Genomic DNA, 13667 nt, shown 5'->3' with positions numbered 1-13667 from the left:
CCGCAAATGCAGAGCTTGAATCATATCTCCACGTAAAATTATACATCTGATTGAGTACAAACCTTAGCGCACCGCACATAACGGGAGACTTCAGCTTGCCAGGTACCGTTCGTACTTGCCGCCGACAACCTCGTCGGCGGCAACGGCCGGATCGAGCGTATAGAGATCCTGCGCGTTGCCGATGCCGCGCAGCACGAAGCGGCCGGTGGAGACCAGATAGTTCCGGCCCGCGGCGTCGAGACCTGTACGGAAGGCCGTCGAAGTCAGCAATTCCCGGTCGACCGAGGCGCACATCGAGGCAATCCTGCTAACCTCGTTGACGGCGGGTCCGACCACCGTGAAATCGAGCCGGTCCTCGCTGCCGATATTGCCGTAGAACACCTCGCCGACATGGAGGCCGACATAGGCGGTCGTGGTCGGCCGGGCCTCGCCGGCGCGGCGGGCATTGAGGGCGTTCATGTTGCGGCGGAAACGATGCTCGGCGCGCAGCGCCGCACGCTTGGCAACCGCCATGTTCTCGTTGGTGAACATCGCCAGCACACCGTCGCCGATGAGCTTCAGCACCTCGCCGCCGGCATCATGGATGGCGTCGATCGAGGCCTGCGCATAATCGTTGAGGAACGGAATTATCTCGTCGGGCTCGACGCTTTCGCTGATTGCGGTCGAACCGCGCAGGTCGGAAAACCACAGCACCGCATTGATGCGCTCGGTGACACCGCGGGCGATCCGGCCACGCAGCACCTGTTCGGCGGCGTCGCGGCCGAGATAGACCCGACCGAGCGTCCTGGCGATGTCGACTTGTGCCGCCGATTTAACCGCGAGCCCGAGCACCGGCACCAGGTCGCGCAACGCCGCAAGCCCCTGCGCACCGAAGCCCTCGTCGCGCCGGGTGGTCCAGTAGGAATAGACGCAGTCCATCTGCCCCATGGTGCCTGCCTCGCCGAACTGGTGCACATAGGCCACCAGGTGCTTGTGACCCTTGTCGGCGAGTTCGCCCATAAACTTGAAGTTGTAAACTGCACGGTTGGCGAAGTCGATCGACAGCTCCTGATGGCCGTGTTCGAGCATGTGATAGAAGATTGAATTCCGCCAGGCGTCCGCAGCTTCGCCCTCATTGGTCGAACCATATTCGAACGCGGCGCTCTCGTTGGTCTCGGCATCGTTCCAGCGAAAGCCGCGGCCCTCGAAAATCGGGTGCAGCGTATCGATGAAGACCATCCCGCGCGACACGTAAAGGCCTTCGGCCCGGCAGCCCTCGCAGAAGCCGCGCAGCAGGTCGTTTTCGGGCAAGCCCTTGAGACCCTGGCTGACCAGCCAGTTCGTCAGGCGCAAACGCGACGTCAGTTCCATGGGGGGATTATGCCGGGCGATTCGTGTGGGAGGAAGGCTCGTGTCCGCGCGCCAGGCCAAGGCCGGGCCGCGGGTCACCAACAAGTGCGAATCCGGATGCCGCAATGCAAGCCTGCAGCATGACGTTTTCCGCGGAATGCCAGCGGTTGAGGTCTGCCGATTTGCGCTTCCCTTTGTGGCGGCTTTCGCGCACAAAACGCCATGGACAACGATACCGGCCCGACCTCTCCGGTCCAACGCTTCGTGCAATGGGCGATCAAGCCGCCGCAATCCTATGCGGTCTATTTGGTGTGCCTGATCCTAGTGTTCACCCTGTCGTTCTATGCCGGCACGCTGAAGCCGAAACAGGCGCCCGCTGCGCCGCCAACGACCACACCATCCGCACCGCTGGGATAGCCGGTTACGCCGCCACGGCCGCCCGCCCCTTACACCATCTCCGCCGGCGCCAGCCGGCAAGTCGCGCTGCTGATCTCGACCTGCAGCGTCGCGTGATGGATGCCGAACCGGTGCGAGAGTTCCGCGCAGGCGTGATGCAGGAAGGCATCATCATGGCCGCCGGGGCGAACCAGATGCGCGGTCAGTGCGGTCTCGCTCGTGCTCATCGCCCAGATGTGCAGATCGTGAACCTCCGTGACACCCTCGAGCGTCAGCAGATGGTCCCTCACCGCCTTGAGATCGATGCCCTTCGGCACCGCGTCGAGCGCCAGGTTGACGCTGTCGCGCGCCAGTTCCCAGCCGCTCACCAACACGACCAGCGCGATGACGAGACTGATCGCCGGGTCGAGCCACTGCCATCCGGTCGCCATGATCAGAAGCGCGGCGACGACGACTCCTAGCGAGACGGCGGCATCCGCCGCCATGTGCAGATAGGCGCCGCGAACATTCAGGTCCGTGTGGCGGCCGCGCATGAACAAGAGCGCGGTGCCGCCATTGATGAGGATGCCGAGCGCCGCGACCCAGACCACGGTCCAGCTCGCCACCTCGACCGGTTCGCGCAAGCGGTTGATCGCCTCGGCCGCGATGCCCCCGACGGCGATCAGCAACAGTCCGGCATTGACAAGCGCTGCCAGTATCGACGCCCTGCGATAGCCATAGGTGTGGGTATCGGTCGGCCGCTTGCCCGCAAGCCATGCCCCGGCCCAGGCCAGCAGCAAGGCGATCACGTCGGAGAAGTTGTGAACGGCGTCCGAGACCAGCGCCAGCGAGTTGGCGCTATAGCCGAAGATCAGTTCCGCGACGACGAATGCCGTGTTCAGCGACGCGCCGATCGCGAACGCTGTCCCGAAACTGTCGGGCGCGTGGCTGTGCCCGGCATGCCCATGAGAGTGCCCGTGGGCATGACCGTCGTGATCATGATCGTGATGATGATGCGCCATTGGCCTGGCAACCGTCACCCTGATGGATGTCCTCGGCGATGGTTATAGGCGCGGCGAAATGTGGATACTATCACACCGCGCTCGGCCAAAACGTAGCCCGGATGGAGCGTAGCGCAATCCGGGGCTGCTGTGCATTTGGAGACGATTCCCGGATTTCGCGGAGCCTGTCATCGGGCGCGCATTCGCGCGCCCCGTTGGCTCCATCCGTGCTACAGGTTTTACTTACTCCACGCCGCGATTGAACTTGTTCGACTTCGGCAGGCCGTGGGCGAGCCGGCCGGCATCGGCGCGATTGCCGCGCCAGTCGGCCAGTTCCTTCATGTTCATGCTGTGGTCGCGGCCGGCGGAATCCTTCCAGGTCAGGCCTGTCTTGGAATCGAACACCGCGACATCGGACAGCGCCGCACTGGTGTATTTCTGCAAGCGTACGCCGCGACCGCGCGCCATCTCCGGCACCTGGTCGAGACCGAATAGCACCATCTTGTGGTTGGTGCCGATCACGGCAACGGTGTCGCCGATCACGGTGGTGATCGCGCGGGCCTCGTTCGGCATCTCCACATTGAGCACCTGCTTGCCTTTGCGGGTGTTGCCGACGCAGTCCTCCTCCTTGACGATGAAGCCCTGCCCCTCGCTGCTCGCGATCAGGAACTTGCGCTCGCCCTTGTTGACGAACAGCGCGACGATTGCCGCGTCCTGCTCGAGGTCGATGAACATGCGGATCGGCTCGCCATGGCCGCGCCCACCCGGCAGCTTCGCGACGTCGAGCGAGTAGAACTTGCCGTTGGTGGCAAACAGCAACAGCTTGGACGTTGTCTCGGCGAAGAAGGCGTGATCGAGCTTGTCGTCGGTCTTGAAGGCAAGGCCGGAGAGATCGGCGACATGGCCCTTCAGCGTTCGCACCCAGCCCTTCTCGGAGATCACCACGGTGCACGGCTCGCGCTCGACGAAGGCCTCCTCGATCCCGGCGAGATCATGCTCCGGCGCGTCGGCAAAGGTGGTGCGGCGCTTGCCGAGCGGAGTCTTGGGCCCGAAAATGTCGCGGACCTTTGTGACCTGCTCGCCGACCTTTGCCCATTGCTGCGCTTCCGACCCGAGCAGGCCCTCGATACCCTTCAGCTCCTTCCGCAACTCCTTATCCTCGTTGCGGATCTCCATCTCCTCCAGCCGACGCAAGTTGCGCAGGCGCATGTTGAGGATCGACTCGGCCTGGATCTCTGACAGCTTGAAGGTCTTCATCAAGACCGGCTTCGGCTCGTCCTCGGTGCGGATGATCTTGATCACCCTGTCGAGGTTCAGATAGGCGATCAGCTGCCCGCCGAGCACTTCGAGCCGGTGCTCGATCTCGCCCTTGCGGAAATTGGAGCGGCGGATCAGCACGTCGCGCAAATGGTCGAGCCATTCGCGCAGGGCTTCGGCAAGGCCGACCACCTTCGGGATGCGGCCCTTGATCAGCACGTTAAGGTTCAGCGAGATCCTGCTTTCCAGCTCGGTCAGCCGGAACAGCGACTCCATCATCAGGGCAGGATCGACCGTGCGCGACTTCGGCTCGATGACGAGGCGGATGTCCTCCGCCGATTCGTCGCGGACGTCGCCGACCAGCGGCAGCTTCTTCTGCTCCAGCAGCTCGATGATCTTCTCGTGGAGGCGCGACTTCTGCACCAGCCACGGAATTTCGGTGACGACCACCACCCACGTGCCGCGGGCGCCCTCTTCCACCGACCAGCGCGCACGGGTGCGGAACGAGCCGCGGCCCGTCGTGTAGGCCTCGATAATCGCTTCCTTGGGATCGACGACGATGCCGCCGGTCGGGAAGTCCGGGCCCTTGACCCATTTCAGCAGCGCCTTCGACTTCGCGTCGGGCTTGTCGATCAGATGCAGCGCCGCATCGCAGAGCTCGGCGGCATTGTGCGGGGGAATGGCGGTCGCCATGCCGACGGCGATGCCTTGCGCGCCATTGGCAAGCAGGTTCGGAAAGCCGCCCGGCAGCACCACCGGCTCTTTCGACTGGCCGTCGTAATTGGCGCGGAACTCGACGCCGTCCTCGTCGATGCCGTCCAGCAGCAGCCGCGCGACCTCGGTCATGCGCGCTTCGGTGTAGCGGTAAGCGGCCGGGTTATCGCCGTCGATATTGCCGAAATTGCCCTGACCGTCGACCAGCGGATATCGCGAGCTGAAGTCCTGCGCCAGACGCACCATGGCGTCATAGATCGCCTGGTCGCCATGCGGATGGAACGAACCCATCACATCGCCGACGATCTTCGCTGATTTCTTGAAGGCGGTCCCTGGATCGAGCCGCAACAGCCGCATGCCGTACAAGATGCGCCGGTGCACCGGCTTCAGCCCGTCGCGGGCGTTCGGCAGCGCCCGATGCATGATGGTCGAGAGCGCATAGGCGAGATAGCGCTCCTCGAGCGCATCACGCAGCGGCACCTCATGGATTTCGGCCGGCTCTTCCGGCGGTAGCTGTCGTTTTCCCATGGGGAGGCGTTAAACCGGGACGGTGAATCGGGCAAGACGCGAATCAGCGGCAATTTAGGCCCCGAATCCGGCCTACGGAACCGGTGCCCTGGTCCGCCGCTTCGTCACCGCGTTGATAAACCCGTCACGGGCATCGGAATGGCCCTGCCCGCGCGGCTCCAGCACGTGGCGGAGCAGGAACAGGCCGGTGATCTGGAAGCCGTCGAGCAGGTCCTGCTCAGACCAGGCATTCGCACCGCCGTCGCCGTCGCGCAGGAAGGCCGGCAATGGCAGCAGGCGGTCGCGCCACGGCTCGCCGGCTGCGCGCGACACTGCGCCGCCGGATTTCGGCGAGACATAGACCAGCTCGGTGGTCGCGCCGGTGGCCGCGCAGGTCTGCAGATCGAGCCCGAAGCCGAGCTCGGCCAGCATCGCCAGCTCGAACCGGATCACATGCACCGCGGCGATGCCGGCATCCTCGAAATCGTCGAGTGTCCACTGCAGCATCTCGTAGATCTCTTGATGGGGATCGCGTTCCGGCAGTAGCCGCGCCAGCGCGGCCAGATGCGTGACGCCATAGACGCCGTGCGACGAGCCGAGCAGCGTCGCCGCGCGCAGCCGCGTGCCCTCGATCGCATACATGCCGAGATGCTCGTCGAGCCGCGCCCGCCACACCGCGGTGACGTTGTTACCGGGCTGCAGCAGCGGCCGCATCCGCGAGCTGGCGCCGCCGCGCACCAGGCCGAGATGGCGACCATGCTCGCGCGTCAACAGCTCGACGATGGCGGAGGATTCGCCATGCCGCCGCACGCCCAGCACGATGCCTTCGTCGGTCCATTCCATGAAGAAACTTTACAGGATTCCGACGGAACGCGCGCGTCCCCACCAGCGTCATTCCGGGGCGATGCGAAGCATGGAACTACGGCGCGGAGTTGCGCGCCTGAGAATCTCGAGATTCCCCGATGCACAATTGTGCATCTGCGGTCTGGTCCTTCGGACCATCCCGGAATGACGGTAGCAGCGCTACGCGTTGAACCAGCCCTGCGCATCGCCGGTGAAGGAGAAATAGAGCCCGGCCGTGGTTAGGATGCAGGACACCACCTCGATGCCGCTGTCGAGCTCCACGCCGCGGTCGCCGATCACCTGCACCAGGGAGATCACCGACAGCACCAGCGCCGCGGCCAGCGCCCAGCGCGGCCAGTTCTTGCGGTGCTGCGCGGCGAGCCAGACGAAATACATCAGCAGCAGGATCATGCCGCCAGCCATCAGCGTCGCCACCATGATCATCTGATCGGTCATCTCATTGTTCGGCGTGCGGTCCTGGAACGCCACCGACAACGCATCCAGCGTCAGCGAGAGATAGAGCAGCACTTCAAACCACAGCACGTTTCTAGGCACGTTCATCGCACACGCCGGTTCTTATTCCTTGGGGAAGTCCAGTCCCATTTCCCTGTAACGGTCCGGGTCGTCGCCCCAGTTCTCGCGCACCTTGACGAACAGGAAGAGATGTACGGGCACACCCATGATCTCGGCGATCTCCTTGCGCGAGTCCGCGCCGATCGACTTGATGGTGGCGCCGCCCTTGCCGAGCACGATCTTCCGCTGGCTCTCACGCTCGACGAAGATCGTCTGCTCGATCCGGATCGAGCCGTCCTTGCGGTCGGTCCAGCTATCGGTCTCGACGGTCGACTGGTACGGTAGTTCCTGGTGCAAGTGGCCGTAGATCTTCTCGCGCGTGATCTCCGCCGCCAGGTGCCGCATCGGCGCATCCGACATCTGGTCCTCGGGATACAGGAACGGTCCCTGCGGCACCATTGTCGCCAACGTCTGGCGCAGATCGGCAACGCCGTCGCCGGACAGCGCGGAGATCATGAACGTCCGTTCGAAGCGCAGCCGCTCGTTAGCCGCCTGCGCCAGCGCCAGCAGTTTTTCGCGCGGCACGAGATCGATCTTGTTCAGCACCAGGATCTTCGGATGCCCGACGGCCTCGAGCTTGTCGAGGATTGCGCGCGCCTCCTCGTCGAGACCCGACTTGGCATCGAGCAGCACGCAGACCAGATCGGCGTCGTGCGCGCCGCTCCAGGCGGTCGACACCATGGCGCGGTCGAGCCGGCGCCGCGGTGCGAAGATGCCGGGCGTGTCGACCAGGATGATCTGCGCATTGCCCTCGATCACGATGCCGCGGATCAGCGCGCGCGTGGTCTGCACCTTGCGCGAGACGATGGTGACCTTGGAGCCGACCAGCGCGTTGACCAGCGTCGACTTTCCGACATTGGGAGCGCCGATCAGCGCGACGAACCCGCAGCGCGTCGCGGACCCCTGCCCTTTGGCCTGATCAGTCATTGGTACCGACGCCCTCGCGCTCGATCATCGCCGAGGCCGCCGCCTTCTCTGCCGCGCGCTTGTTGCCGCCCAGGCCCTCGGCCGACGCCAATCCCGGCAGGTCGACGGCGACGCGGAATTGCGGATCGTGATGTGGGCCGGTGCGCTCGACCTCGCGATAGACCGGCGTCGGCAATCCCTTGCCCTGGGCCCATTCCTGCAGCACGGTCTTGGGATCGCGCAGCGGGCGGCGAGGCTTGTGCATCCGCTCGGTCCAGTTGCGCTCGACGAACTGACGCGCGGCCTCGTAGCCGCCGTCGAGATAGATCGCGCCGATCACGGCCTCGCAGATGTCGCCGAGCACCGATTTGCGCAAACGCGCTCCCTCGACCGCCTTCACCATGCCGAGCTTGATGTCATCGAGCAGGCCGAGCGATTTGGCGACGTCGGCGCAGCTTTCCTTGCGCACGAGGTCGGCGAGCCGCTTCGACAATTCACCCTCGTCGGCCTTCGGAAAGGCGCGGAACAGCATGTCGGACACGATCAGCCCGAGCACGTGATCGCCGAGAAATTCGAGCCGCTGGTAGCTGTCGGCGCGGTTGCGGGTGGCGGGCTTGAGCGCGGAGACGTGGGTGAACGCGGTGGTCAGCAATGCGGGATCGGCGAACTTGTACGCGATGCGTGCCTCCGTGCCCGCGATCGCGGCCTTTTCTTCCGCGGCCCTGGCGGCCTTGCTGCGCCGCTTCTTCGGCGCGGCCTCACCGCCGGCGGCAGGCGTCCGGTTCGGCTCACCGGGTGGCGGTTGATCCTTTATGGCTGATGTCTCGTCGTTCATCGCACGATAGAGAATATGCGATTCCACCGCACGGCAGTGGGCCAGCGCCAGAACATCCAGGCGTGCTCGCCCTCGGCGATCGAGAAGAAGATCATCTGGGCCCGGCCGACAATGTTTTCGAGCGGCACGTAGCCGACCGCCGACAGCACGCGGCTGTCGGTCGAATTGTCGCGGTTGTCGCCCATCATGAAGAAATGACCTTCGGGCACGGTGTAGACGTTGGTGTTGTCGTAGAACCCGTTGTCGACGCAATCGAGCGTCTCATAGCTGACGCCGTTCGGGAGCGTCTCCTTCCACCGCTTGACGCGGGCGGTGGCGTCCGAGCCGCAGGGGTCCTCGCCGACGAAGTCGCTCAGGCGCTCGCGCTTGACCGGGACGTCATTGATGTAAAGCAGTCCCTCCTTCATCTGGATACGGTCGCCCGGCAGGCCGATCACGCGCTTGATGTAGTCGGTGGTGTCGTCCTTGGGCAGTCGGAACACGACAATGTCGCCGCGATTCGGGCTGGAGCCGAAAACGCGCCCGGAAAACAGCGGCGGCGACAGCGGGATCGAATAGTGGCTGTAGCCGTAGGAGTATTTCGATACGAAGAGGTAGTCGCCGACCAGCAGTGTCGCCTTCATCGAGCCTGAGGGGATGTTGAACGGCTGGAACAGGAAGGTCCGGATGACGAGCGCAATCAGCAGAGCGTGGATGACGACGCGGATGGTTTCGCCCAAGCCGCTTTCAGATTTGGTCCCGGTGGTCGCGCTCATTGCTTTCCCAATTCCCGCGAGCTTTGGTGCCCACGCGGTGGCAGAACGTTCTCTTCCCGCGAAGCGTGCGATCCTCGCGTGAGGAAAATGGCCTTGATTCTGATCTTGAGGGCAAATTCCGGCGTAAACCCGAATCCGCGTCTCGCTCGATGCTAACCCTGCGGCGTTTTAGACGGTTGTTCGCACGCACGCAATCAATCGCCGCGCAAAAACTTCACAATACATTGAAATATCAATGATTTTTTAGTTTTCTGAAGGTTTCTGGTGCCCCCGCGGGCTGCCCCGCTTATTTGGCGGGGGCAACAGCCGAAATTATGACGAAGGCCTGAGCGAGCGGCCAATCATCGGTGATCGAGAGGTCGATCCTGGCCTCCAGGCCATCCGGCGTCAGCTCCTGCAGCCGCGCCAGCGCCCCGCCCGTCAGCTGCATGGTCGGCCGCCCTCCTGGCAGGTTCACCACGCCCATGTCCTTCCACCACACCCCGCGCCGGATGCCGGTCCCGAGCGCCTTGGAACAAGCCTCCTTGGCGGCGAAGCGCTTGGCGTAGGTTGCGACCACCATCTTCTCGCTCTTGGCACGGCGCATCGCTTTGGCCCTTTCCGCGTCGGTGAAGATGCGCTCGAGGAAACGCTCGCCATGGCGCTCGATCACCTTGGCGACCCGGGTGATGTCGATCAGGTCGGAGCCGATGCCGATGATCATGCGCCGACCGCGCCCTTCGCCTTCGCGCGTCCACGGTCCATCGCCGCGCGCATGGCGCGGACGGTCTCCGCAATGCCGACAAACAGCGCCTCGCCCATCATGAAATAGCCGATGTTGAGCTCGCGGATCTCGGGCAGCGCCGAGATGATCTCGGTGGTCTCATAGTCGAGGCCGTGACCGGCATGGACCTCGAGCCCCGCGGCATTCGCCAGCCTGGCGCCCTCGACGATCCGCTTCCACTCGGCCTCGGCCTTGTCCTTGTGGCCATCGACCACGGCGTCGCACCAGCCGCCGGTGTGGATCTCGATCACCGGCGCCTTCAATTTCGCGGCCATTTCGATCTGCCTCGGATCGGCGGCGATGAACAGCGAGACCCGGATGCCGGCATCGCTCAGCCGCGCAATGAAGGGCGCGAGCGCATTGTGCTGGCCGACCACGTCGAGACCGCCTTCGGTGGTAAGCTCCTGGCGCCGCTCCGGCACCAGGCAGACGGCGTGCGGCTTGGTGGCGAGCGAAATCCGCAGCATGTCGTCGGTCGCGGCCATCTCGAAGTTCAACGGCTTGGATATTTCGGCCTTCAGCCGGGCCATGTCCTCGTCGCGGATATGGCGGCGATCCTCGCGCAGATGCGCGGTGATGCCGTCGGCCCCGGCCGCGATCGCCGCAAGCGCCAAACGCACCGGATCGGGCCGCGCGCCGCCCCGCGCATTGCGCAAGGTCGCAACGTGATCAACATTGACGCCGAGGCGCAGCGGAGGAGCAGACATCAAAATGACCCTCTGACAAACCGGTTGAGTTATCCCTCATCCTGAGGAGCGGCGCCTTCGCCGCGTCTCGAAGGATGCGGGCCCGCCTCTGGCCGCATGGTTCGAGACGGCGCCAAACGCGCCTCCTCACCATGAGGATCGATGACGTGTGCAAGCCTACCCATTGACGCGCTCGACCCGAGCGACGACGGCCTTGGCGCGCAACTGGGCGATGATAGCGCTGAGATGCTTGAGGTCATAGACCTCGAGATCGATGGTCAGCTCCGTGAAATCGGGGGACCGGCGCGACATATGGATGTTGTCGATATTGCCGTCGTGCTCGGCGATCACGGTTGCGATCTGGGCCAGGCTGCCGGGCTCGTTGACGTTGTGGACCAGGATTCGCGCCGGGAAGCGCTGCGGCATGGTCTCGTCGACGTCCCAGCGCACGTCGAGCCAACGCTCCGGCTGCTCCTCAAAGTCCTTCAGCGCCGGCGACTGGATCGGATAGATCGTGATCCCCTCACCCGGCGTGACGATGCCGACGATGCGATCGCCCGGCACCGCGCCGCCATTCGGCGCAAACTTCACCGGCAGGTCGGAATTGATGCCGCGTACCGGGATCACCGACGCGGCGCGCGCCGGATGCGGCGCGGTCTGCGTCTTCAGCTTGGCGGCGAGCCCCTTCGAGGTGCCATAACGCACCAACCGCTCTTCCTTGTAGTCGGGATACATCGCGCGCGCGACGTCGGAGGCCTTGATCTCGCCGCGCCCGACCGACGCCATGACGTCCTCTATGGAGGTGCGCGCCAGCCGCGGCAGCGCACCCTTCAGCTTGTCATCGGCATATTCGATCTTGGCGCGGGCAAACAGGCGGTCGACGATACGGCGACCGAGGCCGGCATACTGGTCTCGCACCGCGTTGCGGGTGGCGCGCCGGATCGCGGCGCGCGCCTTGCCGGTGACGGCAAGCGCCTCCCAGGCCGACGGCGGGGCCGACTGCGCCTTCGAGGTGAGAACCTCGACCTCGTCGCCGTTCTGCAGCTCGGAGGACAATGGCGCGAACTTGCCGTTGATCTTGCAGCCGACCGCGCTGTTGCCGACGTCGGTGTGCACCGCATAGGCGAAGTCGACCACCGTGGCCTGGCGCGGCAGCGCGATCAGCTTGCCCTTCGGCGTGAAGCAGAACACCTGGTCATGGAACAGTTCCAGCTTGGTGTGCTCCAGGAACTCTTCCGGGTTGGCGCTGTCCGAGAGGATGCCGATGGTGTGGCGCAGCCAGGCGAAGGCATTGGACTCGTGTTTCAGCCGCTCGTTCGGCGAGCCCGCCCCCTCCTTGTAGAAGGCGTGGGCCGCGATACCGAACTCGGCGATCTGGTTCATCTCCTCGGTCCGGATCTGCAGCTCGACGCGCTGCTTACCCGGGCCGATCACGGTGGTGTGGATCGAACGGTAGTCGTTCTGCTTCGGCGTCGAGATGTAATCTTTGAAGCGGCCCGGCACGACCGGCCAGGTCGTGTGGACGATGCCGAGCGCACGGTAGCACGCTCCGATGTCGTCGAGGATGACGCGGAAGCCGTAGATGTCGGACAGCTGCTCGAAGCCGATCGACTTGCGCTCCATCTTGGTCCAGATCGAAAACGGCTGCTTGCGGCGGCCGAAGACCCGCGCGGTGATGCCGTTCTTCTGCAGGTTCTTGGAAAGCTGGGTTTCGATCTCGCCGATCAGGTTGCGGTTGCGGTCGGCCAGCGCATCGAGCCGCTGCTTGACCACCGCATAGGCCTCGGGATCGAGCACGAAGAACGAGAGGTCCTCCAACTCCCCGCGCATTTCCTGCATGCCCATGCGGCCCGCGAGCGGCGCATAGATGTCGAGCGTTTCCTCGGCGATGCGGCGGCGCGACGCCGGCGGCACAAACTCCAGCGTGCGCATGTTGTGCAGGCGGTCGGCGAGCTTGACCAGGAGCACGCGAACGTCGTCGGCGATCGCAAGCAGCAGCTTGCGCAGGTTCTCGGCCTGCTTGGCCTCGCGCGACACCAGCTCCAGCCGCTTCAGCTTGGTCAGGCCCTCGACCAGCGCGCCGATCTCGTGACCGAACACATGATCGATCTCGGCCCGTGTCGCCTCGGTATCCTCGATTGTGTCGTGCAGCAGCGCGGCAACGATCGTGGCATCATCGAGCTTGAGGTTGGTCAGGATCGCGGCGACCTCGAGCGGATGCGAGAAATACGGGTCGCCGGAGGCGCGGGTCTGCGCGCCGTGCGCCTTCATCGCGTAGACATAGGCGCGGTTCAGCAGGTCTTCGTTGGTGTCGGGGTTATAGGAGCGGACGCGCTCGACGAGGTCATATTGCCGCATCATCCGCGTCCTCGGCTTGGCCGGCTTCTCCACCGTGGACGACGCCGGCGCCACCGCGACCGTTTCGGTCGCAGCCTGCATCTGGCTGGAACTCCGGCGCCGATAAACCATGGACGCACTGCCTTTCGCGCGGGCCAGAGGGCCCTCTCTATCCAATCTAGTGCGCCTTGGAATGAAGCTGCACCCCGCATGGAGCCAGAACGTTCAATTTCCCGCGCCCCCATAGGACGCATCGTAACAGCAAAATTGTCAACAAAAGCAAAGGCCCGGAGCAATTTCCGGGCCTTTGGCAATCTGTCCGAAACCGGGGGCTGGAAGCCCGGGCCTACTCGTCTTCCTCGGGCTGCTCTTCCGGGGGCGCCAGACCCTCGAGGCCCTTCAGCAGCTCCTCTTCGGTCATCCGTTCGACGGCGACCTCGGTGTCGTCGGCATCGACGCTGGCGCCGGCGGAACCGATCAGCGGAACAGTGTCGGGCTCAGGCTCGTCGACCTCGACGAACTTCTGCAGGGAGTGCACCAGTTCCTCGCGAAGGTCTTCCGGCGAGATCGTGGAATCGGCAATCTCCCGCAGCGACACGACAGGATTCTTGTCGTTGTCGCGATCAACCGTGAGTTGTGAACCCGACGAGATCATCCGGGCGCGATGCGCCGCCAACAGGACGAGGTCGAAGCGGTTGTCGACCTTATCAATGCAGTCTTCAACGGTGACGCGAGCCATCTCAAGGCGCTCCGTGGTAAAAGGAACCGAATATGCTGATTATGAGC

13 protein-coding genes are annotated in these 13667 nt (G+C 64.4%); 1 reads left to right on the top strand and 12 read right to left on the bottom strand.

Features of this window, described 5'->3' with window-relative positions; all coding sequences use genetic code 11:
* Positions 1 to 90 precede the first annotated feature (90 nt).
* Positions 91 to 1350, bottom strand: coding sequence for an adenylate/guanylate cyclase domain-containing protein (locus MTX23_RS16130; RefSeq protein ID WP_280977661.1), 1260 nt, complete (start codon positions 1348 to 1350; stop codon positions 91 to 93).
* Positions 1351 to 1551: 201 nt separating this feature from the next.
* Between MTX23_RS16130 and MTX23_RS16125 the strand changes: the two genes are divergently transcribed.
* Positions 1552 to 1746, top strand: coding sequence for a hypothetical protein (locus tag MTX23_RS16125; protein ID WP_280977660.1), 195 nt, complete (start codon positions 1552 to 1554; stop codon positions 1744 to 1746).
* Positions 1747 to 1775: 29 nt separating this feature from the next.
* On the opposite strand, the gene MTX23_RS16120 is transcribed toward MTX23_RS16125, so the two are convergent.
* The 11 genes from MTX23_RS16120 to rpoZ form a co-directional block, all read right to left on the bottom strand.
* Entirely contained in the window at positions 1776 to 2726 is a 951-nt protein-coding gene (locus tag MTX23_RS16120) for a cation diffusion facilitator family transporter (protein ID WP_280978093.1), read from the bottom strand.
* Between the two features lie 222 nt (positions 2727 to 2948).
* On the bottom strand, positions 2949 to 5204 hold the full coding sequence (parC, locus tag MTX23_RS16115) for a DNA topoisomerase IV subunit A (RefSeq protein WP_280977659.1): 2256 nt from the start codon (positions 5202 to 5204) through the stop codon (positions 2949 to 2951).
* Between the two features lie 72 nt (positions 5205 to 5276).
* Entirely contained in the window at positions 5277 to 6026 is a 750-nt protein-coding gene (gene recO / locus MTX23_RS16110; protein ID WP_280977658.1) for a DNA repair protein RecO, read from the bottom strand.
* 180 nt (positions 6027 to 6206) lie between these two features.
* The gene (locus MTX23_RS16105) at positions 6207 to 6587 is read right to left on the bottom strand and encodes a hypothetical protein (RefSeq protein ID WP_280977657.1); all 381 of its coding nucleotides are present in this window, start codon (positions 6585 to 6587) and stop codon (positions 6207 to 6209) included.
* 15 nt (positions 6588 to 6602) lie between these two features.
* Positions 6603 to 7526: a GTPase Era gene (gene era / locus MTX23_RS16100; RefSeq protein WP_280977656.1), complete on the bottom strand. Its 924-nt coding sequence runs from the start codon at positions 7524 to 7526 to the stop codon at positions 6603 to 6605.
* Entirely contained in the window at positions 7519 to 8340 is an 822-nt protein-coding gene (gene rnc / locus MTX23_RS16095; protein WP_280977655.1) for a ribonuclease III, read from the bottom strand. The genes era and rnc overlap by 8 nt, the downstream gene beginning before the upstream one ends.
* Complete coding sequence (gene lepB, locus MTX23_RS16090) at positions 8337 to 9095, bottom strand: signal peptidase I (RefSeq protein ID WP_280977654.1); 759 nt, start codon at positions 9093 to 9095, stop codon at positions 8337 to 8339. Before lepB ends, rnc begins: the two co-directional genes overlap by 4 nt.
* 286 nt (positions 9096 to 9381) lie before the next feature.
* Positions 9382 to 9798 (bottom strand): holo-ACP synthase, encoded by a 417-nt coding sequence (gene acpS, locus MTX23_RS16085; RefSeq protein ID WP_280977653.1) that lies wholly within the window; start codon positions 9796 to 9798, stop codon positions 9382 to 9384.
* On the bottom strand, positions 9795 to 10565 hold the full coding sequence (locus MTX23_RS16080) for a pyridoxine 5'-phosphate synthase (RefSeq protein WP_280977652.1): 771 nt from the start codon (positions 10563 to 10565) through the stop codon (positions 9795 to 9797). The genes acpS and MTX23_RS16080 overlap by 4 nt, the downstream gene beginning before the upstream one ends.
* Positions 10566 to 10721: 156 nt before the next feature.
* On the bottom strand, positions 10722 to 13013 hold the full coding sequence (locus tag MTX23_RS16075) for a bifunctional (p)ppGpp synthetase/guanosine-3',5'-bis(diphosphate) 3'-pyrophosphohydrolase (RefSeq protein ID WP_280977651.1): 2292 nt from the start codon (positions 13011 to 13013) through the stop codon (positions 10722 to 10724).
* Between the two features lie 214 nt (positions 13014 to 13227).
* The gene (gene rpoZ / locus MTX23_RS16070; protein ID WP_024512695.1) at positions 13228 to 13620 is read right to left on the bottom strand and encodes a DNA-directed RNA polymerase subunit omega; all 393 of its coding nucleotides are present in this window, start codon (positions 13618 to 13620) and stop codon (positions 13228 to 13230) included.
* Positions 13621 to 13667: the final 47 nt, after the last annotated feature.

This window comes from Bradyrhizobium sp. ISRA436 (genome assembly GCF_029910015.1).
Taxonomy (GTDB): Bacteria; Pseudomonadota; Alphaproteobacteria; order Rhizobiales; family Xanthobacteraceae; genus Bradyrhizobium.
This window is presented reverse-complemented; position numbering and strand designations above follow the sequence as displayed.

What these genes read in the sequence shown, in the direction of transcription:
- rnc (WP_280977655.1), bottom strand. Translation starts at nt 8,340, where the DNA reads ATGAACGACGAGACATCAGCCATAAAGGATCAACCGCCACCCGGTGAG.
- era (WP_280977656.1), bottom strand. Translation starts at nt 7,526, where the DNA reads ATGACTGATCAGGCCAAAGGGCAGGGGTCCGCGACGCGCTGCGGGTTC.
- MTX23_RS16125 (WP_280977660.1), top strand. Translation starts at nt 1,552, where the DNA reads ATGGACAACGATACCGGCCCGACCTCTCCGGTCCAACGCTTCGTGCAA.
- acpS (WP_280977653.1), bottom strand. Translation starts at nt 9,798, where the DNA reads ATGATCATCGGCATCGGCTCCGACCTGATCGACATCACCCGGGTCGCC.
- parC (WP_280977659.1), bottom strand. Translation starts at nt 5,204, where the DNA reads ATGGGAAAACGACAGCTACCGCCGGAAGAGCCGGCCGAAATCCATGAG.
- MTX23_RS16080 (WP_280977652.1), bottom strand. Translation starts at nt 10,565, where the DNA reads ATGTCTGCTCCTCCGCTGCGCCTCGGCGTCAATGTTGATCACGTTGCG.
- MTX23_RS16105 (WP_280977657.1), bottom strand. Translation starts at nt 6,587, where the DNA reads ATGAACGTGCCTAGAAACGTGCTGTGGTTTGAAGTGCTGCTCTATCTC.
- MTX23_RS16075 (WP_280977651.1), bottom strand. Translation starts at nt 13,013, where the DNA reads ATGGTTTATCGGCGCCGGAGTTCCAGCCAGATGCAGGCTGCGACCGAA.
- MTX23_RS16130 (WP_280977661.1), bottom strand. Translation starts at nt 1,350, where the DNA reads ATGGAACTGACGTCGCGTTTGCGCCTGACGAACTGGCTGGTCAGCCAG.
- MTX23_RS16120 (WP_280978093.1), bottom strand. Translation starts at nt 2,726, where the DNA reads ATGGCGCATCATCATCACGATCATGATCACGACGGTCATGCCCACGGG.
- recO (WP_280977658.1), bottom strand. Translation starts at nt 6,026, where the DNA reads ATGGAATGGACCGACGAAGGCATCGTGCTGGGCGTGCGGCGGCATGGC.
- rpoZ (WP_024512695.1), bottom strand. Translation starts at nt 13,620, where the DNA reads ATGGCTCGCGTCACCGTTGAAGACTGCATTGATAAGGTCGACAACCGC.
- lepB (WP_280977654.1), bottom strand. Translation starts at nt 9,095, where the DNA reads ATGAGCGCGACCACCGGGACCAAATCTGAAAGCGGCTTGGGCGAAACC.